Below are 24,582 nucleotides of genomic sequence, written 5' to 3'. Positions count from 1 at the left end.
GAAATCTTCACGCAAGTTGCAGCCTCGCCGCGCCTTCTCGGCGTCGCGGTGCCGGCTGAAAACAGCAACCTCGGCAGATCACCAGGCAACCCGCCGGCAGCGATCCAGCGATAGTCGCACTCGGGTCGTCGGTCAGAAAGGATGAACATGGGCGCCGCGCAAGGCACTCGAGAACCCTTGGCGGTCATCGGAATCGGGTGCCGATTCCCAGGCGGCGCCAACACCCCGCAAGAATTCTGGAACCTGCTGTGCAGCGGCACCGACGCGACATGCGTCGTTCCCGAAACACGTTGGAATGCCGACAAATATCACGATCCGAATCCCAAGAAGGTCGGCAAGATGGTCACCCGCCGCGGCGGGTTCCTCAGCGAAATAGACAAATTCGACCCCCAGTTTTTCGGAATCTCGCCACGCGAGGCGAACCTGCTCGACCCGCAGCAACGTTTGATGCTGCAGACGACGTGGGAGGCGTTGGAAGATGGCGGGTTACCGTTAGACGACTTGGCCGGCACCGACGTCGGTGTTTTCATCGGCGGCTTCACGCTTGACTACCAGCTGTTGCAAAACCAGGGTCGCACCAGCCGTTACCGCTTCAAGACCCATTCCGCCACCGGCATGATGATGACGATGCTGGCCAACCGGATCTCGTTCACCTTCGACTTCCGCGGTCCGAGCATGACGGTGGATACCGCATGCTCAAGCTCGCTGGTCGCGGTACACCTTGCAGCGCAGAGCATCTGGAACGGCGAATGTGATCTCGCGCTGGCCGGCGGTGTCAACATCATGGTGGGTCCCAACACGGCCATCGCCGAATCCAAGAGCGGATTCCTCAGTCCCGACGGGCGCTGCAAGGCATTCGACGAGTCCGCTGACGGTTACGCGCGCGGCGAAGGCGGGGCCGTTGTCGTCATCAAACCACTAGATCGGGCGCTCCGCGACGGCGATGAGATATACGCCCAGATCCTGGGAACCGCGGTATCGCAGGACGGCCACACCGACAGCATCACGGTTCCCAGCGAAGAGGCGCAACAATCCGCGATCACGACGGCCTTGCGGCGTGCGGGCGTTCACCCCAACGAGATCGGGTACGTCGAGGCGCACGGCACCGGTACCCCGGTCGGCGACCCGGTCGAGATGCAGGCGTTGGCAAACGCGTTGGCCGCGGACCGGCCGGCGACGCGTCCTCTCCTGATCGGATCGGTCAAGACCAACATCGGGCATCTCGAGGCCGGTGCCGGCGTTGCCGGGTTGATCAAGAGTGCGCTGGTGCTCAAACACGGGTACATCCCGGCGAACCTGCACCTGAAGCATCCCAGCGGGCGGATCCCGCTGTCGCAGATGAAGATCGACATTCCACGCATCGGCCGCGAGTTTCCCGCATGCGAACGGCGTCTGGCGGGGGTCAACTCTTTCGGGTTCGGCGGCACCAACGCCCACGTTGTGCTGGCTGAGCCGCCGGCCCGCACCGGGACGACCGTCGATGCTGAGCACCCGCCGCTGGCTGTGCTGCCCATCTCGGCGCGCAACGAGGAAGCGCTGCTGGCGACGGCACAGAACCTGGCGCAGCACCTCAGCGCTCATCCCGATCTGACGCTGGCCGATCTCGGCTACACCCTGGGCCGACGCCGCTCGCATCTGAACTATCGGCGTGCTCTCATCGCCGACAGCATCGCTGACGCCCGAGATCAGCTGCAAACCCTCGCAGACGGCGGGCAGATCGCGTCCCACCGCGTCCTGCCCACCACGCCGAAACTGGCCTTCGTGTGCACCGGCATGGGCCCGCAGTGGTGGAGGATGTGCCGGGGGCTGTTCGACGTCTATCCGGCCTTCACCGAAAGCATCCTGCGCAGCGATCGCGAACTGTCCCGCTACACGGATTGGTCGCTGGTCGAGGAACTTCTATCCCACGAGTCCGGCTCCCGGATGGCGCAGACAGCGATAGCGCAGCCGGCCAACTTCGCCATCCAGGTGGCACTGGCGGCGCAATTGGGTCGGTGGGGCATCAGACCCGACGCGGTGATCGGGCACAGCGCAGGTGAAGTGGCCGCTCATCACCTCGCCGGACTGCTGACCTTCGAGGACGCCATCCAGGTGATCTATCACCGCAGTCGCCTTCAACAACGCACCACCGGACTCGGTCGCATGCTGGCCGTCGGTCTCGGCGCCGACGTGCTGCTACAGACGCTGGACGACAAGGCGCGCGATGAGATCGGGCGTCGGGTCTCCATCGCGGCGATCAACAGCCCGTCAGCGGTGACCCTCGCCGGTGACAGCGACGTCCTGGACGACATCGCCGGCCAGCTCGACGACGCGAAGGCATTCAACAGGTTCCTCAACGTCCAGGTGCCGTACCACACGCATTACATGGATGCGGTGAAAGACGACCTGTGCAGCGCGTTGCAGGGGCTCTCCTCGGATGCCGGGACCATCCCGCTGTACTCCACGGTCACCGGTGAACTGCTGGAGCGCTACGCGGCCGGCGCCTCCTACTGGTGGCAGAACACCCGCGCCACAGTGCTTTTCGAGCCCGCGGCGCGCCGCATGCTGGAGGACGGATACACGCACTTCGTCGAGCTGGGCCCGCACCCCGTGCTGGCGTCCTCGCTCATCGAGATCGCCGGGAGTCAGCACGGCGATCGCAAGATGGACATCGTCGTCATGGCCGCCCAGCGACGCGACGACGACGATTCCCGCACGCTGATGAATTGCGTTGGCGCGCTGCACTGTCACGGCCACCCGATCGCGTGGGAGGCGCTCTACCCGGGCGGGGGAGCGCGACTGCTCAAGCTGCCCAGCTACCCGTGGCAATCCAAACGCTACTGGAACGAAACCCAGGAAGCCGTGGAGGATCTGCACTACAACCCGATCCATCCGCTGCTGGGGCAACCGGTAAGCGCCGTGCACCCGACCTGGGAGGTCGAGTTGAGCACGCACCTGGCGCCCTTCCTCGCGGACCATCAGGTGCAGGGCAGCACGATCGTGCCCGGCGCGGTGTTCGTCGAAATGGCGTTGGCGGCGGCGACAGCAACCTATGGATCCTCGGAGCACTGTGTCGACAACCTGGTGCTCAAACGTGCCCTCATCCTCGACGAAACCTGCGATCCGGTTCTCCGCACTACGCTCAACCAGGACACCGGCGCCCTGGAATTCGCCGCGTTCACCGCGACAACCGATGGGGAGCTGCAGTGGGCGATCACGGCGACCGCGGAATTGAACACTCGCCCCAGAACGTCCGAGTCCGACCGCAGTGATTCCGCGCAAGACGCCGACCTTGTCACCACTCTCAGCGGGGAGGAATTCTACGACCGCACGCGCGCCATCGGGTTCGCATACGGTGAGGCATTTCAAGCCGTCACGAAACTCACTGCCGGCGATGGCTGGGCCGCCGCCGCGATCGCGATTCCGGCACCGATCACCGCAGAAGTCGACCGATACGGATTCCATCCCGCGCTCATCGACGCGGCGTTCCAGGCACTGTTCGGCGCCAACATCGTCGGGCAGGACGCCGACGAGAGTCCCTACCTTCCCACCAGAATCCGCCGCAGCGCCATCTACGGCTCACCGCGGGAAGACATGACCGCTCACGTGCGCGTTGTCTCGGCCACCAGGGAACGCATCGAAAGCGACATCACCATCATCGACGGCGTCGGCGAGCCGCTTGCCGTCTTCAGCGGCTTCACCGTGGAATCCCTCACCGCTTCGTCTCGCATGTCGCCCGAACGTATCGACAAGGGTCTCTACGAGATTGTTTGGCAGGCAATCGAAGACACCGGATACGAGCTGGAGAGCGCGGCCCCCGAGCGCGGTTGGCTGGTCCTGGTCGACGACTCCGGCGTCGGTGCCGCGGTCATAGAACAGCTCCGTGGCCATGGCCAACGGGCCTGGGCGGTCGAACGCCGATCCGGCGCTGCGCTGACCGAAATCGACGGCGGGTACGTGGTGGATCCGCGGCGTCCCGAACAGCTGCGCCAACTGCTCGCCGCACACCTGCAACGGGCCGGTGATGTCGCCGGGTTGGTCGACTGCTGGCCGCTGGACATCACCGGACAGTCCGAAATCGACTACAAGATTGGTCTTTTCGCGATTCTGCAGCTCGTCAAAGCCTTCGCCGATCAGGACACGGTGCGGCCCCGGTTGTACGTAGTGACCGGCAACGCGCAACCGGCGCCGGGGACTACGACGCTAGCCGTCGACCAGGCCCCGGTGTGGGGGCTCGGCCGTGTCATCGGGCACCAGGAATTCGCCGATCAGTGGGGCGGGCTGCTCGACATCGACGACGCCGACGACCACGTCCAGAACGCCGCGCGCATCTGCCGGCACCTTCTCACCGACGATTCTGAGGACCAGGTGGCGATACGCGGCGGCACCACCTACGTTCCCCGGCTTCGCCTGTGCAGCAGCCTGACCAAACCGTTCCCCACCAAACTCACCAGTGCTGCCACCTACGTCGTCACCGGCGGAGGCGGCGCCCTGGGCCGCATCGTGGCCACTTACCTCGCCGAACGCGGGGCGCGCCACATCGCGCTGCTGGGCCGAAGCGAGATCCCGCCGCGGGAGCACTGGCCCGAGCTGGCCCAGGGCAGCGCGCATTTCGCGACGGTGGACACCATCCGCACCATCGAACGCCTTGGCGCTCAGGTGATCACCGCCAGTGTCGACATCACCGACGCCGACCAGGTGCAGACGTGGCTGAGCAATCACACCCGAGCCGGCGGTCGACCGGTCCGCGGGATCATCCACGCAGCGGGCTCAGTTGACGATCAACTCCTGGTCAACATGAGCGAAGCCGATTTCGCCACGGTGCTGGCGCCGAAGATCACCGGTAGCCGTGTGCTGCACGAGACCTTCCAGGGCTGCGATCTGGAGTTCTTCGTCATGTTCGGTTCCGCTGGTTCGGTCATCGCCTCACCCGGACAGGGCAACTACGCTGCCGCGAACGCGTTCCTGGACGCGTTCGCGCACTATCGGCAGGCCCGGGGGCTGCCCGCGCTCACCATCGGATGGGGCCCCTGGTCGGTGGGGATGGTCGAGGAGCTCAAGCTGGAGAAGGTATATGCCCAGCGTGGAATCGAACTCATCACCCCCGCCGCCGGCGCGCGGATACTCGACCGGCTGATCAACCAGCGGACGCCCAACGTCGTGGCCATCACTGCCGATTGGAGGCGGGCCCGCAGCGTCGGGCTCGGTGCGGGGCTGCCGCCGATGTTCTCGGAACTGGGAACGGCCGAGACGGCGGCGGATCCGGCGGATTCGGAATCGTCGATACTCCAGTTTCTCTCCGGGATTCCCGAAGCCGACCGGCTCGACGCAGTCGCCGGCCACGTCCGTCAGATCGCTGCTGTCGTCTTCGATCTCGCCGTCGGCGAGATCGGTCCTGACGACACCCTCAACGACATCGGCTTGGATTCGATGATGGCCATGGACTTCAGGGTGCGGGTCAATTCGATGTTCGCGATCGACCTGCCGGTGCTCGAACTGCTGCGGGGGGTGAGCGTCAACTCCCTCGCCGCCCGAATACTGGCAGAGCTGCATTTGCCGGGTGCCGACGCCGACGCGGTCTCCGATCAGGAGGCAGAACCGAGTACCGCTGACGACGAAGTCGATCGACTCATCGACCAGCTGTCCGAGGCTGAACTGCGACAGCTCCTGGCCGAACTCGAAGGAGGCGAGCAGGAGGCCGGAGGGACGCAATCGTGAGTGCGGCTGCGGGCACGTCTACCGATCAGTCGTCCGCGGTGCGCGTCCGCGGTTTGTCCAAGGCATACGGGAATATTCAGGCGGTACGCGAGCTGGACCTCGATGTCGGGTACGGCGAGATCTTCGCAATCCTGGGACCCAACGGCGCGGGCAAGTCGACCACCATCGAAATCCTCGAAGGCCACCGTAAACGCGATGCCGGCGAGGTGGCGGTGCTGGGCGAAGATCCCGGAACCGCCGGCAGGTCCTGGCGCGCCAAGATCGGCATAGTGCTGCAGGAGGCCAGCGACTTCGGCATGCTGACCGTGTCCGAAACCATGCACATGTTCGCGAAATGCTATGGCGAAGCTCGAGTTCCGCAAGAGGTGCTCGAACTCGTCGGACTCGGTGCGGTGTCGGGTTCGAAAGTGCGGACGCTGTCCGGCGGGCAACGCCGTCGCCTCGACGTCGCCCTCGGCATCATCGCCATGCCTAGCATGCTTTTCCTCGACGAACCGACGACCGGTTTCGACCCGGAAGCCCGACGGCAGTTCTGGGACCTCATCAGACTGTTGGCCGGCGACGGCACGACCATCCTGCTCACCACCCATTACCTCGACGAAGCGGCCACCCTGGCCGACCGCGTGGCCGTCATCGCCGAAGGAAGAGTGGTCGCAGTCGATTCGCCGACGAAATTGACCGGTTACGTGAAGTCCGCGGCGACGGTCCGGTGGATGGAGGGCGACCGGGTCCACGTGGAGGAGACCGATCATCCGACCGAGCTGATCAGACAGCGGTCCCGGGACGGAGTGGAATTGAGTCAGCTGACCGTTACCCGGCCGACGCTGGAAGACGCGTACCTGCAATTGATCGGCCGGGCATGATGGCCGTCGACCACACCAGACGCACCCGACCGACGAGACACCGCGCCGCTGAGTCCGATTCAGCGCTGCCGTCACCCGTGCGCATCGGATTGTCGCGCGTTGTCCCCGAACTCAAGATGTTCTACCGTCGCCCCGAACAGGTGGCACTGACATTTTCGATGCCGGCTGTCATCTGTATCTTGTTGGGGTCCATCTTCTCCGCGAAGCTGCCGGACAGCGATACCAGCACCGGCGCCGTGATCGCCGCCAGCATGCTCGCCTACGGCATTCTCTCGACATCGTTCATCAACCTGGGCATCAGCATCGCGGCCGACCGCGACACCGGCGCCCTGCGACGGCTTCGCGGGACGCCGACGACCGCGTCGTCGTATTTCATCGGCAAGATTCTGCTGGTTGCCGTCGCCAGTCTCGCCGAGGCCGTGGTGCTGCTCTCGGTGGGAGTGCTGATCTTCAAACTGCGGCTGCCCACAACCGTTTTCGGCTGGTTCACGCTGACCTGGGTGTTCCTGCTGGGTATCGTCAGTTGCTCGTTGCTAGGCATCTTCATCAGCAACTTCGCCAGTAATGCGGTCTCGGCGGCCGTCCTCACCAACGGCCCGGCGGTCGGGCTGCAGTTCCTGTCCGGAACCTATGTGCCGCTGATGGTATTGCCGGCGTGGATGCTGACCATCGGATCTGTCTTTCCGGTGAAATGGATGGCGCAAGGCTTCCGGTCGGTGCTGTTGCCGCAAAACATGGTGGTGTTCGAACCTGCCGGCAGCTGGGAGCACTGGCAGACGTTCTTCATCCTGACGGCATGGAGTATCGGCGGGTTGATCGCCTGCCTCGCCGTTTTCCGATGGTCCGACAAGAACTGAGCCAAAGCGATACCATCCACCGCTGGGCAGCGCTCCTGGGGCGCACACGGGATGGTAGGAGTGGCAGCGATGTCGGTTGTGGTCGCCGAGTTGCACGTGATCGCCTCAGCGGCGTCGGATCTGAGCCGCATCGGCGCGACGATCAGCACGGCCAACGCGGCGGCGGTACTGCCGACCACCCAGATTGCCGCCGCGGCGGCTGACGAGGTCTCCGAGGCGGTAGCCGACCTGTTCGGAACGTTCGCCCGCGACTATCAGGCCCTGGCCACGCAAGTGGCCGCGTTCCACGACGGAGTGGTCCGGGGACTTAACTCGGCGGCACGGGCCTACACCGATACCGAGGTGGCCGGTGCGACCCGGCTGGCGGACGGCGGCACCTCGGCTGCGTCTGCTCCCACGCTGGCCAAGCCGGCCCTGTCGCTCTACGGGCCGACGGCCCTGATCATGGGTCCCACCGGGAATCCGGTGCCCTCGGGCCATTACCTGCGTCAGGTCTACAACCTCTACATCCGGCCGTTCTTCCCGGGCGCGACGCCCTTCGGCTTGACCACACCCGAACAGTTCCAACCGTTCAGCGGCATTCCCAGCCTGACCTTCGACGAATCGGTGGCCCGCGGAGCGTCCATCCTGCACGGCGCGATCATGGCCGAATACGGCGCGGGACGAGACGCCGTCGTGCTGGGCTTCTCGCAAAGCGCCTCGGTGGCCACCATGGAAATGCGTCACCTGGCCAGCCTGCCGCCCGACCTGCGCCCGGGTCCGGATCAGTTGTCGTTCGTGTTGCTGGGTAATCCCAACAACCCCAACGGGGGCATACTGGCCCGTTTTCCCGACGTGCACCTTCAGCCCCTCGGCCTGACCTTCTCCGGCGCCACACCAGACAGCATCTACCCGACGACCGTCTACACCCGGCAATACGACGGCTGGGCCGACTTTCCGCAATACCCACTCAACGTCGTGTCCTCCGCCAACGCGATTCTGGGCATCTTCTATTCGCACGGCACTTACCAGGAGCTGACGGCCGCGCAAATCGCCGCAGGCACCGTTGCGCCGGTGTCTCCGACGGCTACCGACCTCACGTACATCCTGATTCCCACCGAGAATCTGCCGCTGCTCCAGCCGTTGCGTGGGGTGGTGCCCGAACCGCTGCTGGACCTCGTTCAACCGAACCTGCGGGTGATCGTGGAGCTGGGCTACGACCGCACCGGTTACGCGGACGTGCACACGCCGGCCGGCCTGTTTCCGACACAGCTTGATCCGCTGGCGGTGATCGGCGACTTCGCCCGAGGCACGGAACAAGGAGTCAACGACGCCCTGTTCGGTGTAGGACTGCCGCAGCTACCGAATCTGCCTATTCCGGAGCATCTTTCGTCGCCGATCGCGATCAGGGTGCCGGCCATACCCACCGACTTCCCGGTGCCGCCGCAGCTGACGCACGCCGTCAGCACCCCCCTGAACGACCTGGATCGATGGGTCAGCACCGTCATCGACGATCAGATCGATCCCGTCATCACCTCCAGCATTTATCAGTTCGGTGATTCACTGTCGGACGAGGCGATCCGTCATGGCGCCCCCGCGGCCGTGGTCAATGCCATCGAAATTGGCCGGCTGATAGCACCGGTTCTGATCGCCGGACCCGGGTATTTCGTCACCTCGGATCTGCACTACTTCGCCACCGGCGTCGATCATCTGGCGGCCGGTGACCTCGGCGGCTTCAACCGGTACCTGCAACTCATTCCCGCGACCAACGCGATGTTCGGTGTCTTCGGCGTCGGGATCGGGGCGGTAGCGGTCGGGTCGGCGCTGATTGGTCGGCCGTTCCCGTTCACGTCCTGATCGAAGGTGATGCCAGAAATGAAGCCTTCCCGCCTACGCCGCGGGCTGCAAGACTCTCATCTGCCATGGAACAATCGATCGAGGTCAGGCCATTGAAGAAAGGTTCGCGTATGCGTCGCCGCTCCGGCTCATCCACCCGCTCTGATCACCACTCGGCATCGGCCTAATTGATCCAACAGGGAGTCGAAATGACATTCATGCTCGCTCGCCGTAGCGCTGCGATATTGGGTTGTGCTGCGGCGCTTGCCTTCCCGACGGCGATTGCCAGCGCCGACCCGCCTGACCCGCACCAGCCCGACATGACGAAAGGGTTCTGTCCCGGTGGGCGCTGGGGTTGGGGCAACTTGGCGGTATGCGACGGCGAGAAGTACCCCGACGGGTCGTACTGGCACCAGTGGATGAAGACCTGGATGGTCGGTCCGCAGTTCTACTACGACTGCGTCAGTGGCGATGAGCCGATGCCCGGTCCGCCGCCACCCGGCGGCTGCGGCGGAGCGATTCCGCCCGAGGGGGCCGCGCCGGCGAACTGACCGCCGCGGTTCACAACGACGGCAGCTGGTCGAGTTCGACGATTGACGGCAGCGGTCGCCGCGGGTCGTCAATCACCACCGTCAACAGCTTCTGCAGGCGTTGAACGATGAGTTCCACGGCTGCGGGTGAGAATACCGAAGTACGGTATTCAACGACCCCACTGATTCCGGCGGCTTCGCCGGTATCCGTGAAGTGCTCGGCCAGGGACAACAGAAAGTTCATCCGCGCGGTCCCGGTGTGTACGGGAATCGGGGTGATGTCCAAATCGCCGAGTATCAGCTCCGCGGGTTTGTTGTTCTGCCACGCCAGCATGACCTGCGTCAACGGCCCCGGCGGGAACGAACGGGCGGCGTTGATCCGGTCGACGAGCATCCCGTAAGGCATGTCCTGGTGGTCGAATGCTTGCAAGCTGTGGTGCCGCACCTGATCCAACACACGTGCGAAGTCCATGTCGTCGGCCAACTCGACGCGTAGCAACACGGTGTTGACGAAGATGCCGACCAGGTCGTCGAGCATCGGGTGGCGGCGCCCGGCGACGGCAATGCCCACGACAACGTCGCTGCTGGCGGCCAGTTGTGAGAGCAGCACGGTCAAGCCCGCTTGAACGACCATGAAGCTGGTGGCATGGTGCTCACGCGCCAGCCGGTTCACCTGGCGGTGCAACGTCGCGGGCCACTGTACGACCGCCGTATCGCCATGGTTGTCATACGAAGTGGGGCCGGCGTCGGCCAGGGACAACGCGGAGGGTGCGGGCATGTCCGCGAGCGTCTGTTCCCAGTACCGAAGTTCGGCGGCGATCACGCTGTCGTCGTCCGCCGGATCACCTAGATGTGCACGTTGCCACAGCGCGTAGTCGATGTACTGGATCGGCAACGGCTCCCAGAGCGGCGCCTGCCCGGCCCTTCTGCTGCGGTAGGCCACGCTGAGATCGGCGGCCAGCGGGGCCAGTGACCAGCCGTCGACCGCGATGTGGTGCAGCACGAGAGCCAGCACGTGTTCGTCATCGGACCGTCGGTAAAGCCGGGCCGACAGGGGCAGCTCGGCAGCGACGTCGAATTGGTGGCGGGCTTGCGAGGCAACGGCTTCGGTGATCCGGTCCGGCGTCCAGCTGGTGGCATCGATGACCTCCCAGCGCAATTCGGTCTCTTCCACCGGCAGGACCATCTGGTGCGGTACGCCGTCGACGGCTGGGTAGATGGTTCGCAACGGCTCGTGGCGATGCACCAGATCGGTCAAAGCCAGTGCCAGTGCCTGCGTATCGAATTGGCCCCGCAACTCGAAAACCCAGGGTATGTTGAACACCGCAGACGGCCCCTGCGCTTGGATGACACTCCACATGCGTTGTTGGGCAAGGGATAAGGGGACGGTTTTCGGCCGCTCAACCTGCGCAAGCGATATCGGCGCAGCGGTTCCCGTGTTGACGTGCGGCGTCAACTGGGCGACGGTCGGGGCGTCGAACAACACCCGCACGGACACGTCCGCGGCCAGGGCGGTGTTGACCGCCGAGACCACGCGCATCGCCAGCAATGAGTCGCCGCCGAGGTCGAAGAACGACTGGTCCGTACCGACGCGCTCCAGGCCGAGGACCCGCGCAAAGATCCCGGCGACGATTTCCTCTACCGGCGTTGCCGGCGGCCGGTACCCGGCGGTGGTGTATTCGGGAACGGGCAGGGCGGCGACGTCGAGTTTGCCGTTGACGGTCAGCGGCAACTTGCTGAGCGCCATCACGGCCGCCGGAAGCATGTAATCGGGTAGATGGTCCCGGAGTCCGGCGCGGACCGCGTCGGGTTCGGCCTCGCCGGTGATATAGGCCACCAGGCGTTTCACGCCCGGACTGTCTTCGCGGGCGATGACGACGGCGTGCTCCACACCCGTCGACCGAACCAGGGCCGCGGTGATCTCGGCCGGCTCGATGCGGTAGCCGCGAATCTTCACCTGCTCATCGGAGCGACCCTGGTACTGCAGCTGTCCATCAGGACCCCAACAGGCCAGGTCTCCGGTGCGGTACATACGGCTTCCCGGCGCCGCGGCCCCAGCGAACGGGCACGCCACGAAGCGCGACGCGGTTAATCCCGGTCGACGCCAATACCCAACTCCCAGTTGGCTTCCGGCGACGTAGAGTTCCCCGACGACGCCCACCGGCACCTGCCGCAACCAGCGGTCCAACACGAAAATCGCCGTCGCCGGCAGTGGTCGCCCGATCGGCGCCACCCCCGACCCGGCGGTCAGCGGTGCGCTGACGGACACGCAGACGGTGCATTCGGTAGGGCCGTAGGCGTTCACCATCACCCGCCCGGGGCCCCAGCGGTCCACTACCTCGGCGGTGCAGACTTCACCACCGACAACCAGCGCTGTACCGGTCAACCCTTCGGTCGGCAACGCCGCAACCGCCGAGGGCGTCTGGGTCAGCGCCGTGACGTGCTCTGCCACGAGCAAGGCGTGGAACTCGTTGGGGGAGCAGGTGACGTCCTCGCCCACCACCACCAGTCGTCCGCCGCGCAACAGTGTGCTCCAGCGTGCACAAGCAGGTGTACATCTACGGTGCACTCGACACCGGCCCTACCGTGCTCACCCGGAACTTCGGGATGGCGTGGGGGGTGGGAGGGTGGCTGCTCACCCCGTTCCTGCAGAAGGCGGGCGGGGAAACCTTCGCGCGGTTGCGCGCGAGGGTGGCGGCCGAACTCACCACGACGTTCGCCAGTAAGTACACCCGGGAGGTGTCACTGGCGGGCATGCTGGCGCCCGATGCGTTCAACGAATACGTCAAGCGGGCAACCGGCGAGAAATTCCTGGTGACTCCGAACGCGTAGCCGAGGTCAGTCGGTGAAGTCGATCCGCACCGACACCGGCGTGGTCTCCAGTGCCTTCACCACGGTCGCGCCCAGGCGGCCGAACTGGCGGCCCCGGGCCACCACATCATCGTCGGGCCTAAGAGTCGCGACCCCGGTGCGCCACCGATTACCTTGCCGCACGCGCACATTCGGGTTGTCGACGATATTGCGTCCCCAGCCGGAACGGGTGCCGTGCTGGCAGATCAGCCACGCCCCGGCGTCGTCGAATTGCACGGACACCGGGACCCGACGCAGCTGTCCCGTCTTGCGACCGATGGTCTCGAGTTCGGTGGCCAGCGCGGTGCGCAGGCCCAGTCGGCTCAGGCCCTTCACCATCGGATTGAACACGTAGCGTCCGACGGCGCGTTCCCGCCGGAACTTCTGCAGGGTCTTGGGGTCGTGTGTGTCTGACATCGCGCCTCCGTCATTTATACCAATCGGTCTACCTGACATTAGTAGACCAATCGGTATACTGCAAGCAAGTGAACCCAGGACCCGGCGAGGAGACCATGACCGCCCGTGAGCGCCTGATCGACAGCGCCATCGAAATGCTGCGCCGGCACGGGGTGGCCGGCACCGGCCTGGCCGACCTGCTCGAGCACAGCGGCACCGCTCGCCGGTCGGTCTACGTAAACTTTCCGGGCGGCAAATCGGAACTGATGGCCGAGGCCACCCGAAAGGCGGGCCGGCTGTTCGATTCGGCGTTGGCGGGTGAGGCGCCCGGCAGTGATGTGCGGGCGTCTCTGGCGGCGTTCGTCAAGTCGTGGCAGGAGACGCTGCACTCGAGCGACTACACCGCCGGGTGCCCCGTCGTCGCTGCCGCACTCGGACGAACCGAGTCACCGGCAGCCGCAGATGCCGCCGGCGAGGCGTTCACCGCGTGGCAGCAGCTGATTGCCGAACGGCTGCGCGAAGAAGGAGTTGCGGTGGAAGAAGCGGCGGCGTTGGCAACCACCATCGTGGCCGCCGTCGAGGGCGCCGTCATCCTTTGTCGGGCCACACGTTCTACCGACCCTTTGGACCGGACCGCGCGGGTGCTCGACCGGTTGGTGGATCAGGGTTGATCGCCGTCCGCCACTCGTCGCAGGAGCACCACCGGGATCTGCCGGCTCGTGCGCTGCTGATATTCGGTGAAGTACGGATACATCTCGACCAGTCGCCGCCACAGCTGCGGACGCCGATCCGACGGGGCGAGGTGCGCCGCTACGTCGAATCGTTCATCGCCCACTTGCGCCACGGCACGGGGATTCGCCTGAAGATTGAGCCACCAGGCCGGGTCAGTGTCGCTGCCCGCGTAGGCGGCCGCAATCACGTACCGCTCGGCATCTCTGACATAGATCAGCGGAACCGTCTGCGGCTTACCGGTTTTGCGGCCGGTGACGGTCAGCAGCATGGTCGGATACTTGCGGTTCTGCGCCCGGCCGCGGGTCCATCGATACATCGCCGCGTGCAGGTTGCTGAACGCGCGGGTCACCGGCCGCATCGCCGGTCGGCTGAGTACGCGCCCGGCAGCGGAGAATGCTGCGGATGTCCGCGGCTGCTGAGCCAAGGACGAATCCTCCTCTCTTGCCAAACACAGCCTAATGTCGTTGACAGGTGGTGCGGCATCGACCGACAGGGGCAAGTGCGATGAAGTTCGGGATCTCAACATTCGTCAACGACGACAGCATCGATACGGTGTCACTGGCGCGGGCGATCGAGGAACGCGGATTCGAGTCGTTGATAATCGCCGAACACACGCACATCCCCGCGAGCCGCGAATCGGCCTACCCGCTCGGCGGGGAGCTGCCGAAAATCTACTACCGGACTCTGGACCCGTTCGTCACGCTGGCCGCGGCCGCGGCCGTGACGTCGACGATTGAGCTCTTCACCGGGATCGCGTTGCTCATCCAGCGGGACCCGATCATCACGGCCAAGGAGGCCGCCAGCATCGACCTGATTTCGGGTGGGCGCTTTGTGTTCGGTGTAGGCGCCGGTTGGAACCTCGAGGAGATGCGCGATCACGGCACCGACCCGAAGACCCGCGGCGCACTCCTGGACGAACGCATCGAAGCGATCAAGGCGCTCTGGACCGACGAACCCGCCGAATACCACGGCAAACACGTGGACTTCCCGCCGTCCTATATCCGGCCCAAGCCGGTGCGGAGGCCGCATCCGCCCATCTACATCGGCGGCAACTCCGACGCCACGATGAAGCGGGTGGTCCGGCACCAGGCCGGCTGGATTTCCAATCCCTTCCCGATCGAGGAAGTCACCCGACGCGTCGAGCAGTTGCGCGGCGCCGCCGGCCACGACGTCCCGCTGGCCATGTTCGGCACGCCCAATAATCTCGAATATTGGCGCGCTGCAGAGGATTTGGGCTTTGGGCAGCTGGGGCTGCTGCTGCCCACCAAACCGCGCGACGAGTCACTGCGGTTGCTCGACGACTATGCGGCCCGAGTCGCGCAGTACCGCGTCTGACATTCCCCGAGCAGACGCAGAAGCACCTCGGAGCACGTGTTCCAGTGTGCCTTTGCGTCTGCTCGCCCAACTGAAGGCGCGGAGCGAGTGACGGGATTCGAACCCGTGTGTACGGCTTTGCAGGCCGCTGCCTAGCCACTCAGCCACACCCGCGCGAACCCCTACCGTGCCAGTACGGACCGGCCGCGGCCCAGTGTTTGCCTCGGCCTGATCGCTACCTACCGGGCCGGCCGGTCGATCCGGGTGAACAACCGGTGGGGCAGGGGCCGGGCGCACCCAGGCACCAGTACGGAGACGGTGATGGCGACGCTCGGCGCGCACGTGGGCGGCGGGGTCGTCGGGTTCCCCGGGGAGTCGTCGCGAAACAGCCCCATGGTGCTGGCGCAATTCGACGGCTTCGGTGGCGGCGCTCACCCGTTGCCGGTGCTCCTCGCTCGAGAACTGGTGTCACCGAGTGCCGCGTCTGGGACCTCGCTGCTGTCGTTGCGGTCCTCGTCCGGTTGCACGGATGTTTTCGCTGGCCACGACAAACATCGTCCGAAGGCTGGCTATATGCCGCGCGCAGGTTTCTCGGGACAACCATCGGTCAGGTACCGCCGAGGCGGAGTTTGCAGACCGGTGTTGGCGGGTAGGAAAGCGGGTGCTGTGATTGAACGTGCGGCGCACGGGCACGACGCATCATCACTGAACCCGACGACGAAACCCGACGACTAGGCACGAAAACTATGAACAACGACCGGCGGGAGTCACCAGGCAGCGCGGGCGTGACCTGGTGAGCCGCATCCACGAACAGCTCGACGAGTTGGTGGCGGCCCGTGACCAGCTTCAACAGCTGGTGCGGGTCATTGTCGAAATCGGGTCCGATCTCGACTTGGACATGACGCTGCATCGCATCGTGAGCGGGGCGATGCAGCTGACCGGCGCCAGGTACGGATCGCTGGGTCTGCGGGCCAGCGACGGTTCCCTGTCCTCCTTCATCCACGAGGGGATGGGCGATACCACGTCGCAGCGCCTCGGTGGGCTGCAGGTCGGTGAGGGGATTCGAGTCGATGACCTCAGTGCCTATCCGCGGTCCGCTGGACTCCGGGCCGACGACCCGCCGATCCGGGCGCTGCTGGCGATACCGATCACCGTTCGGGCCGCCGATTTCGGCAACCTCTACCTCGCCGACGACCGGCCCGGTCGGGTGTTTTCCGATTCTCAAGAAGGCGCGGTGCGGGCGTTGGCCACGGCTGCGGCCGCCGCCATCGACAATGCGCGCCTCTTCGAGAGAGAGCGCGAATCGGCGAGATGGACCAACGCAAGCCGCGAGATCACCACTGCGCTGCTGTCCGGTGACCCGCAGACGGGGCCGCTGCAGCTGATCGTCAACCGGGCGCTGGAGTTGGCCGATGCCGAGCAGGCCATCCTGCTGGTGCCCGGCGAGCCCGACCTTCCGGCCCTTGAAGTCAACACGCTCGTCGTGGCCGCGACCGCGGGCCGCTACGCCTCGCAGGTGGTCGGCCAGCAAGTGCCGATGGACGCCTCCACCACCGGTGGTGTCGCGCGCCGCGGTCTGCCGCTGATCACCGATTCCTTCCAGTATCCGATCGAGGGGTTCACCGATGTCGGTGAGCGCTCGGCCATCGTCATACCGCTCATTGCCGACGAGGCGGTGCTTGGTGTGATCGCGGTCGCGCGCGGCCCGCAGCAGCCTGCCTTCGGCAGTGATTACCTCGAACTCGTCAGCGACTTCGCCCGGCACGCGGCGATCGCTCTGGCGCTGGCCGCAGGGCGCGAGCACGCGCTCAACCAGGAACTGGCACAAGCGGATACGGTCGATGAGGCGGTGCAAACCGCAGCTGAAGAACTGCGTCGGTTGTGGCGGGCGCGCCGCGTGCTCGCGGTCACCTTCCCGGCTCGCAGCGATGCCACCAAGTCGGTCGCCTACGGTGCGCCGCTGGTGGTCTCCGTCGGTGAGGCAGCACAGTGGGCGGACCTGCCGTCGGACGCGCGTCAATTGCTCATCTCCTTGCGCGACGGGGACCTGCTCACGCCCAACACCGCGCAGCCGGGAACGGCAGGCATCGCGCTGCGGCATCCCGAGGGTGTGCTCGTCGTATGGATCGATCTGTCCGAGCAACGACCGTTCACCCTCGAGGACCAGACCTTGCTGACCGTGCTGGCGGGCCGGCTCGGCCAGGGGCTGCAGCGGGTGCACCAAGTCGACCAGCAGCGCGAAACCGCGCTGGCACTGCAACACGCCATTCTGGGACCCGCTGAGTTGCCGCACGGCTTCGCGGTCCGGTATCAGGCCGCCAGCCCGCCCCTGCAGGTGGGCGGGGACTGGTACGACATCGTCGAGCTGGACGACGGCCGCATCGCGCTGATCGTCGGCGACTGCGTCGGCCATGGGCTGGCCGCCGCCACGGTGATGGGGCAGGTGCGCAGCGCTTGCCGCGCATTGCTTTTCGACAACTCCAGTCCCAGCGCCGTCCTGGCCGGCATGGACCGGTTCGCCGCGCGACTGCCCGGAGCCGCGTGTACCACCGCCGTCTGCGTGGTGCTCAATCCGGACACCGGTGAATTGGTGTACTCCAGCGCCGGCCACCCCCCGCCGATTCTCGTCGACGCCGACGGAACCATCCGAAAGCTCGACGACGGCCGCACGATCGCACTGGGTATGCGGCCGGGGTGGCCGCGGGCCGAAGCGCACGCGGTCATGCCGGCGCGCGCCACCTTGGCGCTTTACACCGACGGCCTGGTCGAGCGGCGCCGCGTACCGATAGAGCACGGCATTTCCCGCGCCGCCGCGTTCATCCAGGACGGCCGCGCCAGCGAACTCGACGGTTTGGCGACACAGATGATGTCCGGTCTCGCCCCCACCGACGGCTATCAGGACGATGTGGTCCTGATGCTCTATCGCCATCCCGCGCCACTGGAGATGACGTTCCCCGCCGACCCGGAAAACCTGGCGGCGTCTCGTTCGGCGTTACGGGATTGGCTGTCCCGCGCCCGCCTGAATCAGGAACAGGCGGCGAAGGTGCTGCTGGCAGCCGGAGAAGCTGTGGCCAATGCTATCGAGCACGGCCATCGCCACAGTCCCGGCGGCATCGTGACTCTCGGTGCGACGGCACTGGACGACGAGGTCCAGCTGACCATCACCGATACCGGCTCCTGGAAGATTCCCGAACCGGACTCCTACCCCCGACGCGGCCGGGGTATCAAGCTCATGCGCGCGCTCATGCACGACGTCACGATCGACTCCGACACCGCCGGAACCACGGTCCATCTATCCGCGAGGATCACCTGATGCCCACGTCGCTCACCCTGGACACTGCCCACGGCAACGACGGCGAACCCGTGCTGTTGGCCGTGGGGGAAATCGACTTGAGCAATATCGACGCTTTCGACCGGGCGCTGACCGCCGCCGCAACTGAGGCGGCCGGTGGCGACCGAAAACTCACGGTCGACCTCAGTGCAGTCGAGTACCTGGACAGCGCCGCAATCAACGCGTTGTTCAATCATGCCGAACACATCCACCTCATCGCTCATCCGCTGCTGATGTCGATTCTTTCCATGTGCGGCCTCACCGAGTTGGTGAGCACCGAACCCGCGGTGGCAGGACACTGAAACAGCCCGGGCGAGGGCGGTTTCTCCAATGCCTATGTGGATTCCCATCTTGGTGATGGCTCTGGCGGTAAGCCTGGAGCCGTTCCGGATCGGCATGACGGTGCTGATGCTGAACAGGCCGCGGCCGCTGCTGCAGCTGTGCGCCTTCTTGAGTGGCGGGTTCGCGATGGGCTTCGCGGTCGGCCTCGTCGTGATTTTCGTCTTCCGGCGGCGGCTGGCCGCTTCCACTGACCTCACTCTGCCCACCGTTCAGGTCCTGATCGGTGGGCTGGCCGTCGCGGTCGCCGCGATTCTGGCGGTCCGGGTCGCGGTCGACTACCGCCGTCGCCGCCGCCCGGAAACCAGCCCGGAAATGGGCGACGTGGCGAAGCGCGAAACCCAGCTGCAGAGGCTGCATGAGTGGCTTCGGCAGCTGTTGACCGGACGGCAATTGTGGGTCGCGGCGGTGGCCGGCCTGGGAATCGCGCTGCCCTCGGTGGACTACCTGGCCGCGCTGGCCGTCATCCTGGCATCCGGTGCCGCAGCCGCGAATCAGGTTGGGGCGCTGGTGCTGTACAACGTCGTCGCCTTCGCGTTGGTGGAGATTTCGCTTCTTGCCTACCTGCTGGCGCCGGCCACGACGCGCCGTTCTCTGGGCGCGCTGAACAGCTGGGTCGGCGCACGCCGCCGAATGGAAGTCGTCGGTCTGCTTCTCGTCGTCGGGATTGTCCTGATCGTCGTCGGCCTTGTGAGTGCTTGATTACCCTGTGGCAGAGCGCTATTCGAGGATGTAGTCCGCGGACCAGCACGTGCTTCGCGGGTCGGCCGGGCCGAGCGCCCCGTCTGGTCTGCAACGGTCCTGGATCGCAGTACCGATGCCGCATCAGGCAGATGCGGGCAACGACGGGCGCGGGCTCATTCCACGGGAATGTTCGGCACCACGGGTTGACCGATAGTGGGGTTGTATTGCGGGCAGTACGCGAGGGTTGCCGCATTGACGACGTTCAAGGCGGTTCCCTCGTCTCCCGCTACCGAACCGGTGCCCAGACCGATCGTTTCGACGCCGTTGCCGGCCACCACGATGTTGGCGGCTTGGAGATCGGTTTGACCCTGAGCTTTGGCATCGCAGACCTGTTGAGCCAACGGGATTATCGCCCGGGCTGCCGCCTCTGACGTCGGGGGGACGAATACGCGCGTCATGTAGTCGACGAAGAAGGTCTCGCCACTTCCCGGCCCAGGCTCCGCCGAGGCAGTCGGGGCCGTCGGGGCCGACGCGACCGCCGCAATCGCCACACCGGCCAGCACCCTGCTCATTTTGCCCGACACTGTTCCTCCTGGTCAGCCCGACTCGCATCGATCGCTTGCAGAAAGTAGCACCGCGAAAGCGTGAGCGGGCTCATTCCCGCGCCATTAGGGCCTCTCGCGTCGGTGAGATAGACTGTCAACAACGTTGGCCTTCCATTACTACTGCCAACACGTCGTGGAACGTTCCTCATCCCACCGGCGCCAGCCCGAAATTCGCGGCTCAGCGCGTCGCGTTCAGATGATCCGTGCACCAAGCACTACGGTCTCGCGGCGATCGATTTTGCCCACCGGCAATCTCGCCAGCTTGTGTCGGATCTTCGTGAATTCCTCACGACGAACCCGGCGCATCCGATGCCCGAAAGGCACCGAAAACAGTGACTTCACAAGAGACTACTGAGAAGAACTTCGCCGACCTCGGCGTGAGCGCACCGCTGGTCAGCGTGCTCGCCGCCGCCGGCATCACCGCCCCCTTCCCGATCCAGGTGCAGACCCTGCCCGATACACTTGCCGGCCGAGACGTTCTCGGTCGCGGCAAGACCGGCAGCGGAAAAAAGCTCGCCTTCTCGATTCCGTTGGTCAGCCGGCTCGCTCCGGCCAGGCGGCGAGCGTCACGGCCGTCGGGTTTGGTTCTGGCGCCCACCCGCGAGCTGGCCACCCAGATCACCGCCACGCTGGAACCGCTGGCGGCAGCCCGCAACCTGCGCGTCACCACCATCTTCGGTGGCGTCTCGCAGAATCGGCAGGTTGCCGCGCTGCAATCCGGCGTCGACATCGTGGTGGCCTGCCCGGGCCGGCTCGAGGACTTGATGAAACAGCGCCTTGTCAGCCTGGACGCGGTCGAGATCACCGTGATCGACGAAGCCGACCACATGGCAGATCTCGGGTTCCTGCCCGGCGTGACCCGCATCCTGGCCGCCACGCCGGCGGGCGGACAGCGGCTGCTGTTCTCCGCGACCCTCGACAACGGCGTGGACAAACTCGTCAACAGGTTCCTGCGCGATCAGGTGTTGCATTCGGTGGACGAGGTCAACGCTCCGGTAGCGGCGATGACCCACCACGTGTTCCACGTCGCCGGAGCGGAAGCCAAGAAGGAGCTCGTGCACCGGCTGGCCTCGGGCAGCGGACGCCGAATCCTGTTCATGCGCACCAAACATCACGCCCGTCGGCTGGCTAAGCAGCTGACCGATGCCGGTATCCCGTCAGTTGACCTGCACGGCAACCTTTCTCAGCCGGCGCGTGACCGCAATCTCGCCGCTTTCACCACCGGTCAGGCCAGGGTCCTGGTGGCAACCGACATCGCCGCGCGTGGCGTCCACGTCGACGAGGTCGAGCTGGTGGTGCACATCGATCCCCCCGCCGAGCACAAGGCGTACCTGCACCGGTCCGGTCGTACGGCGCGTGCCGGAAACGCCGGCGATGTGGTCACTTTGGTGCTGCCCGAGCAGCGCTCGGACACCCGGGCGCTGCTGCGTAAGGCGGGGATTTGTGTTGAACCGCAGCATGTGACCGCTGACTCCGCGCAGGTGCAGGCGTTGGTAGGCGAGGTGGCGCCGTACCGGGCTCCGGCTCCCAAAATCGCTGCGCCGCAATCCGCTAAGCCGGCCAAACGGCACGGGTCGGGGGCGGCCGGGCAACGACGTCGTCGGCGGCCCAGCGAGCTGCAACGCAGTGCTCGCTAGTCGCCGGTGTGGCCTGTGATCAGGAGGGCTCGCATTCCGGGACGGTGATGTTCTTCAGCTTCAGTTCGTCGCAATACGCCTGAAAATCCCGGCCTGCTGCTTCATCTTCGGCGATCTGGCTTTCCAGGCCACAGGTGTTGTTGTACAGGCAGGGATCTTCCGGCGTCGCGGTGATCGAGGCCGGTGCGTTGCTGAGAATCTGAGCTTCCGCCGCGCCGAAACTGACCGCGACGCCAGCGATTACCGCGGCAACCCAGATCAACCGGATTGGCTGGCGCGCGCGCCGAGGCTGCGACTGCGCAGGTGCTGACTTTTCCTCGAACATCTAGCACTCCTTGATAGTTGACGGGTCAATCTGAGGTTCCGGACGAGTTAGCGTCGTCGCCACGGCGCTAACTTTCGGGATCGTAGCTGCTCAGGCGTCAAAGCGCTTGTCATAATCGACCCTAATGAAACTATTGCAAATAACATATTTTTCGGTCGAGGGCGAGTTGACACGACCGGGCGCGATCAGAAGCGGATCAATCCCCGCAGATTCACCCCGGCGTGCAGGTCGGCGTAACCTTCGTTGATCTCCTCGAGCGCGTACTCGCGAGTGACGAGTTCGTCGAGCTTCAGCCGCCCGCAGCGGTAGAGGTCGAGCATCCGGGGGATGTCGCGACGTGGGTTCGACGAACCGAAAAGTGACCCGCGCACCTGCTTTTCGTACAGCGTGAGATCGAACAGCGACATCGCGACACTGGTGTCGGTCGGGTGGGGGATGGCGGTCATCACCACCCGGCCGCGTTTGCCGACCAGGCTCAAAGCCTGCGCCACATAGGCGCCTTCGGCGGAGTCGGTGCTGACGACGCAGACGTCGGCCAGTTGACCGCGGGTCAGAGCGGTGATCAGGGTAAGCGCCTCCTCCACCGTCGCCGCGGTGTGGGTGGCGCCGAATTCCCGCGACCGGTTTCGCTTGTACTCGATCGGGTCGAGCGCAACGATGACACGGGCGCCGGCGATGCGGGCCCCCTGAACCGCGTTCATGCCGATGCCACCGACACCCATCACCACCACGACGTCGCCCTCACCGGCCGCACCGGTGCGGACCATGCTGCCGTACCCGGTGGTGACCCCGCATCCGACGAGCGCCGCGGTGTCCAGTGCGGTGCCCGGATCGACCTTGATGACGGAAGCCATCGGGACCACCGTATACTCGGAAAACGTTCCCAGCAAACACATTTGGCCCAGATCCTGGCCCCTGGCGTGGAACCGGAAGGTGCCGTCGAGCTGCGGTCCGGCGATGATCGCCGCGCCCAGCACGCACAGGTTGCTCATGCCGCGCGCGCACGGTTCACAACGGCCGCACGCCGGGATGAAACTCAGCACCACCGAATCACCTTCGGCGATCTCGGTGACGCCAGGGCCGACCTCAACCACCGCGCCGGCGCCCTCGTGGCCGCCGACCACCGGCAATTGCATGGGCATGTCACCGGTGATCAGATGGTCGTCGGAGTGACACAGGCCGCTCGCGGTCAGCTTGACCAAGACCTCGTTCTGCTTAGGGCCGTCGAGGTCGACTTCTTCGACCTCCCACTTCTGGTGCAGGCCCCACAGCACCGCGGCTTTGGTCTTCATCGTTCCGGTGTCCAGGTCGCGGGCAGGCTGTTGATGCCGTTGATGAAGTTGGCCAGCGCATACTGCGGCTCGGGCGCCGAGATGTCGGGGATGCGGGTGTAGACCTCGGTCAGCAGTGCCTTGAGCATGGTGCGGGCCAGCGCGGCGCCGAGGCAGAAGTGTGGACCACCGCCGCCGAATGCGATGTGTGGGTTAGGGTTTCGCAGGATGTCGAAGGTGTGCGGGTCGGCGAAGACGTCTTCGTCGCGGTTGCCGGAGTAGTACCACAGCACGACCTTGTCGCCGGCCTTGATCTCCGCGTCGCGCACGGTGATGTCCTGGGTGGCGGTGCGGCGCATGTGGAGCAACGGTGATCCCCAGCGCAGCACCTCCTCCACCGCAGTGCCGACCCGGCCCTCGACGTCCTCGACCAATAACGCGCGCTGGTCGGGGAACTTCGACAGGGCGGCGATCGCGTGCGCCGAGGCATGTCGGGTGGTGTCGTTGGACGCCACGCCCATCAGGACGAAGAAGGCGCGCAGTTCGTCGTCGGTCATCTTCTTGCCGTCGAACTCCGCCTGCACCATCCAGGTCATCAGGTCGTCTCCCGGGTGGTCGCGCCGTTGCGGGATCAATTCCGATGCCACCGCATGCAGATCCAGCACCGCCCCCATGAACAGTTCTAGTTCGCCCTGCTCGCCGCGGATGTTCGGGTCGGTCCACCCCACCAGCCGCTGGGCCGCGGTGACCGCCTTGTCGCGCAGATCGCCTTCGGGCAATCCGAAGAAACTGCCGAAGATCCGACCGGGCAGTTTCACCGACACCAGTTGGACAAAGTCGCCCTCGCCCAGGTGAGCCATCTCGCTGACCAGATCGTGAGCGTGGCCGCGGATCCAGCTCTCCAGCCGGCGCACGTTCTTCGGCTTAAACGCCTCGGTCGTGATGCCGCGCAACTGGGTGTGCCGCGGGGCGTCCATCGCGATGAACGACTGCGCGATCTCGACCGCTTCGGGGGCGAAATCCTCCATCGTGATGCCCTGGGCTGAGGAGAAGATCTCCGGGTGGCGGCTGGCCATCCGGATGTCGTCCTGCTTGGTCAGCGACCAGAAGCCCCGATTGTTGAGCTCCGGAGGAAGCAGGTCTGATTCCGCCGGCCGGCTCCACGGCAAGGGGCTCTCCGCGCGCAGCACCGCGAATGCGGCGTCGCGCATTTCGGGGGGTTTGGCCCAGAACGCACGGGCGCTCAGGTCGATGTCCTTATAGGTGGGGTTCGTGGTGGGTGCGGTCATCCGTAAGTCCCTTTCTCGCCCGAGATAGCAACCATGCTGACCAGGGG

The 24,582-nt window shown here is 65.6% G+C and carries 17 protein-coding genes, 1 tRNA gene and 2 pseudogenes; 12 read left to right on the top strand and 8 right to left on the bottom strand.

The window, feature by feature from the left end; genetic code table 11:
- Positions 1–147: 147 nt before the first annotated feature.
- The 5 genes from JX552_RS19960 (at position 148) to JX552_RS19940 (ending at position 9,783) form a co-directional block, all read left to right on the top strand.
- The gene (locus tag JX552_RS19960) at positions 148–5,697 is read left to right on the top strand and encodes a type I polyketide synthase (RefSeq protein ID WP_205873656.1); all 5,550 of its coding nucleotides are present in this window, start codon (positions 148–150) and stop codon (positions 5,695–5,697) included.
- Positions 5,694–6,560, top strand: coding sequence for an ABC transporter ATP-binding protein (locus JX552_RS19955; protein ID WP_205873655.1), 867 nt, complete (start codon positions 5,694–5,696; stop codon positions 6,558–6,560). Before JX552_RS19960 ends, JX552_RS19955 begins: the two co-directional genes overlap by 4 nt.
- On the top strand, positions 6,560–7,417 hold the full coding sequence (locus tag JX552_RS19950; RefSeq protein ID WP_205878572.1) for an ABC transporter permease: 858 nt from the start codon (positions 6,560–6,562) through the stop codon (positions 7,415–7,417). Before JX552_RS19955 ends, JX552_RS19950 begins: the two co-directional genes overlap by 1 nt.
- A 69-nt stretch (positions 7,418–7,486) precedes the next feature.
- Entirely contained in the window at positions 7,487–9,253 is a 1,767-nt protein-coding gene (locus JX552_RS19945) for a PE family protein (RefSeq protein ID WP_205873654.1), read from the top strand.
- A 188-nt stretch (positions 9,254–9,441) separates the two neighbouring features.
- On the top strand, positions 9,442–9,783 hold the full coding sequence (locus JX552_RS19940; protein WP_205873653.1) for a hypothetical protein: 342 nt from the start codon (positions 9,442–9,444) through the stop codon (positions 9,781–9,783).
- 10 nt (positions 9,784–9,793) lie between these two features.
- Here JX552_RS19940 and JX552_RS19935 read toward each other — a convergent pair.
- Positions 9,794–12,298, bottom strand: a pseudogene (locus JX552_RS19935) (condensation domain-containing protein); the annotation flags it as partial.
- Between JX552_RS19935 and JX552_RS19930 the strand changes: the two are divergent.
- Positions 12,295–12,594: pseudogene (locus JX552_RS19930) on the top strand (NADH oxidase); the annotation flags it as partial. The pseudogenes JX552_RS19935 and JX552_RS19930 overlap by 4 nt on opposite strands.
- 6 nt (positions 12,595–12,600) lie before the next feature.
- On the opposite strand, the gene JX552_RS19925 reads toward JX552_RS19930, so the two are convergent.
- Positions 12,601–13,029, bottom strand: a complete 429-nt coding sequence (locus JX552_RS19925; RefSeq protein ID WP_205873651.1) for a nitroreductase/quinone reductase family protein — start codon at positions 13,027–13,029, stop codon at positions 12,601–12,603.
- Positions 13,030–13,124: 95 nt separating this feature from the next.
- Between JX552_RS19925 and JX552_RS19920 the strand changes: the two genes are divergently transcribed.
- The gene (locus tag JX552_RS19920; RefSeq protein WP_205878571.1) at positions 13,125–13,679 is read left to right on the top strand and encodes a TetR/AcrR family transcriptional regulator; all 555 of its coding nucleotides are present in this window, start codon (positions 13,125–13,127) and stop codon (positions 13,677–13,679) included.
- On the opposite strand, the gene JX552_RS19915 is transcribed toward JX552_RS19920, so the two are convergent.
- A complete protein-coding gene (locus tag JX552_RS19915; protein WP_205873650.1) occupies positions 13,670–14,164 on the bottom strand; it encodes a nitroreductase family deazaflavin-dependent oxidoreductase in 495 nt (164 codons plus the stop codon). The two genes, JX552_RS19920 and JX552_RS19915, sit on opposite strands and share 10 nt — an antisense overlap.
- 80 nt (positions 14,165–14,244) lie before the next feature.
- Between JX552_RS19915 and JX552_RS19910 the strand changes: the two genes are divergently transcribed.
- Positions 14,245–15,075 (top strand): LLM class F420-dependent oxidoreductase, encoded by an 831-nt coding sequence (locus tag JX552_RS19910; RefSeq protein ID WP_205873649.1) that lies wholly within the window; start codon positions 14,245–14,247, stop codon positions 15,073–15,075.
- Between the two features lie 82 nt (positions 15,076–15,157).
- On the opposite strand, the gene JX552_RS19905 is transcribed toward JX552_RS19910, so the two are convergent.
- A tRNA-Cys gene (locus tag JX552_RS19905) sits at positions 15,158–15,228 on the bottom strand.
- Between the two features lie 619 nt (positions 15,229–15,847).
- Here JX552_RS19905 and JX552_RS19900 point away from each other — a divergent pair.
- Genes JX552_RS19900 through JX552_RS19890 form a run of 3 tightly spaced genes read left to right on the top strand, consistent with a single transcriptional unit; the run spans position 15,848 to position 19,426 of the window.
- Positions 15,848–18,367 carry a SpoIIE family protein phosphatase gene (locus tag JX552_RS19900; RefSeq protein ID WP_431195872.1) on the top strand — a complete coding sequence of 840 codons (2,520 nt, stop codon included), beginning with the start codon at positions 15,848–15,850 and terminating at the stop codon, positions 18,365–18,367.
- A complete protein-coding gene (locus JX552_RS19895) occupies positions 18,367–18,687 on the top strand; it encodes an STAS domain-containing protein (protein ID WP_205873648.1) in 321 nt (106 codons plus the stop codon). The genes JX552_RS19900 and JX552_RS19895 overlap by 1 nt, the downstream gene beginning before the upstream one ends.
- Positions 18,688–18,721: 34 nt before the next feature.
- The gene (locus tag JX552_RS19890; RefSeq protein WP_205873647.1) at positions 18,722–19,426 is read left to right on the top strand and encodes a GAP family protein; all 705 of its coding nucleotides are present in this window, start codon (positions 18,722–18,724) and stop codon (positions 19,424–19,426) included.
- 155 nt (positions 19,427–19,581) lie between these two features.
- Here the strand turns inward: JX552_RS19890 and JX552_RS19885 are convergent, their stop codons facing one another.
- Positions 19,582–19,992: a DUF732 domain-containing protein gene (locus tag JX552_RS19885; RefSeq protein WP_205873646.1), complete on the bottom strand. Its 411-nt coding sequence runs from the start codon at positions 19,990–19,992 to the stop codon at positions 19,582–19,584.
- A gap of 353 nt (positions 19,993–20,345) precedes the next feature.
- Between JX552_RS19885 and JX552_RS19880 the strand changes: the two genes are divergently transcribed.
- Positions 20,346–21,650 (top strand): DEAD/DEAH box helicase, encoded by a 1,305-nt coding sequence (locus JX552_RS19880; RefSeq protein WP_205873645.1) that lies wholly within the window; start codon positions 20,346–20,348, stop codon positions 21,648–21,650.
- 19 nt (positions 21,651–21,669) lie between these two features.
- On the opposite strand, the gene JX552_RS19875 is transcribed toward JX552_RS19880, so the two are convergent.
- The 3 genes from JX552_RS19875 to JX552_RS19865 all read right to left on the bottom strand — a co-directional run bounded on the left by JX552_RS19875 (position 21,670) and on the right by JX552_RS19865 (position 24,535).
- On the bottom strand, positions 21,670–21,975 hold the full coding sequence (locus JX552_RS19875) for a hypothetical protein (RefSeq protein ID WP_205873644.1): 306 nt from the start codon (positions 21,973–21,975) through the stop codon (positions 21,670–21,672).
- 185 nt (positions 21,976–22,160) lie between these two features.
- Positions 22,161–23,267, bottom strand: coding sequence for an NDMA-dependent alcohol dehydrogenase (locus JX552_RS19870; RefSeq protein WP_205873643.1), 1,107 nt, complete (start codon positions 23,265–23,267; stop codon positions 22,161–22,163).
- On the bottom strand, positions 23,264–24,535 hold the full coding sequence (locus tag JX552_RS19865; RefSeq protein ID WP_205873642.1) for a cytochrome P450: 1,272 nt from the start codon (positions 24,533–24,535) through the stop codon (positions 23,264–23,266). Before JX552_RS19865 ends, JX552_RS19870 begins: the two co-directional genes overlap by 4 nt.
- Between the last annotated feature and the right edge of the window lie 47 nt (positions 24,536–24,582).

Source organism: Mycobacterium gordonae (assembly GCF_017086405.1).
Classification (GTDB): domain Bacteria; phylum Actinomycetota; class Actinomycetes; order Mycobacteriales; family Mycobacteriaceae; genus Mycobacterium; species Mycobacterium gordonae_D.
Note: the sequence above shows the minus strand (reverse complement) of the source record. Positions and strands in the feature narration are given on the sequence as shown.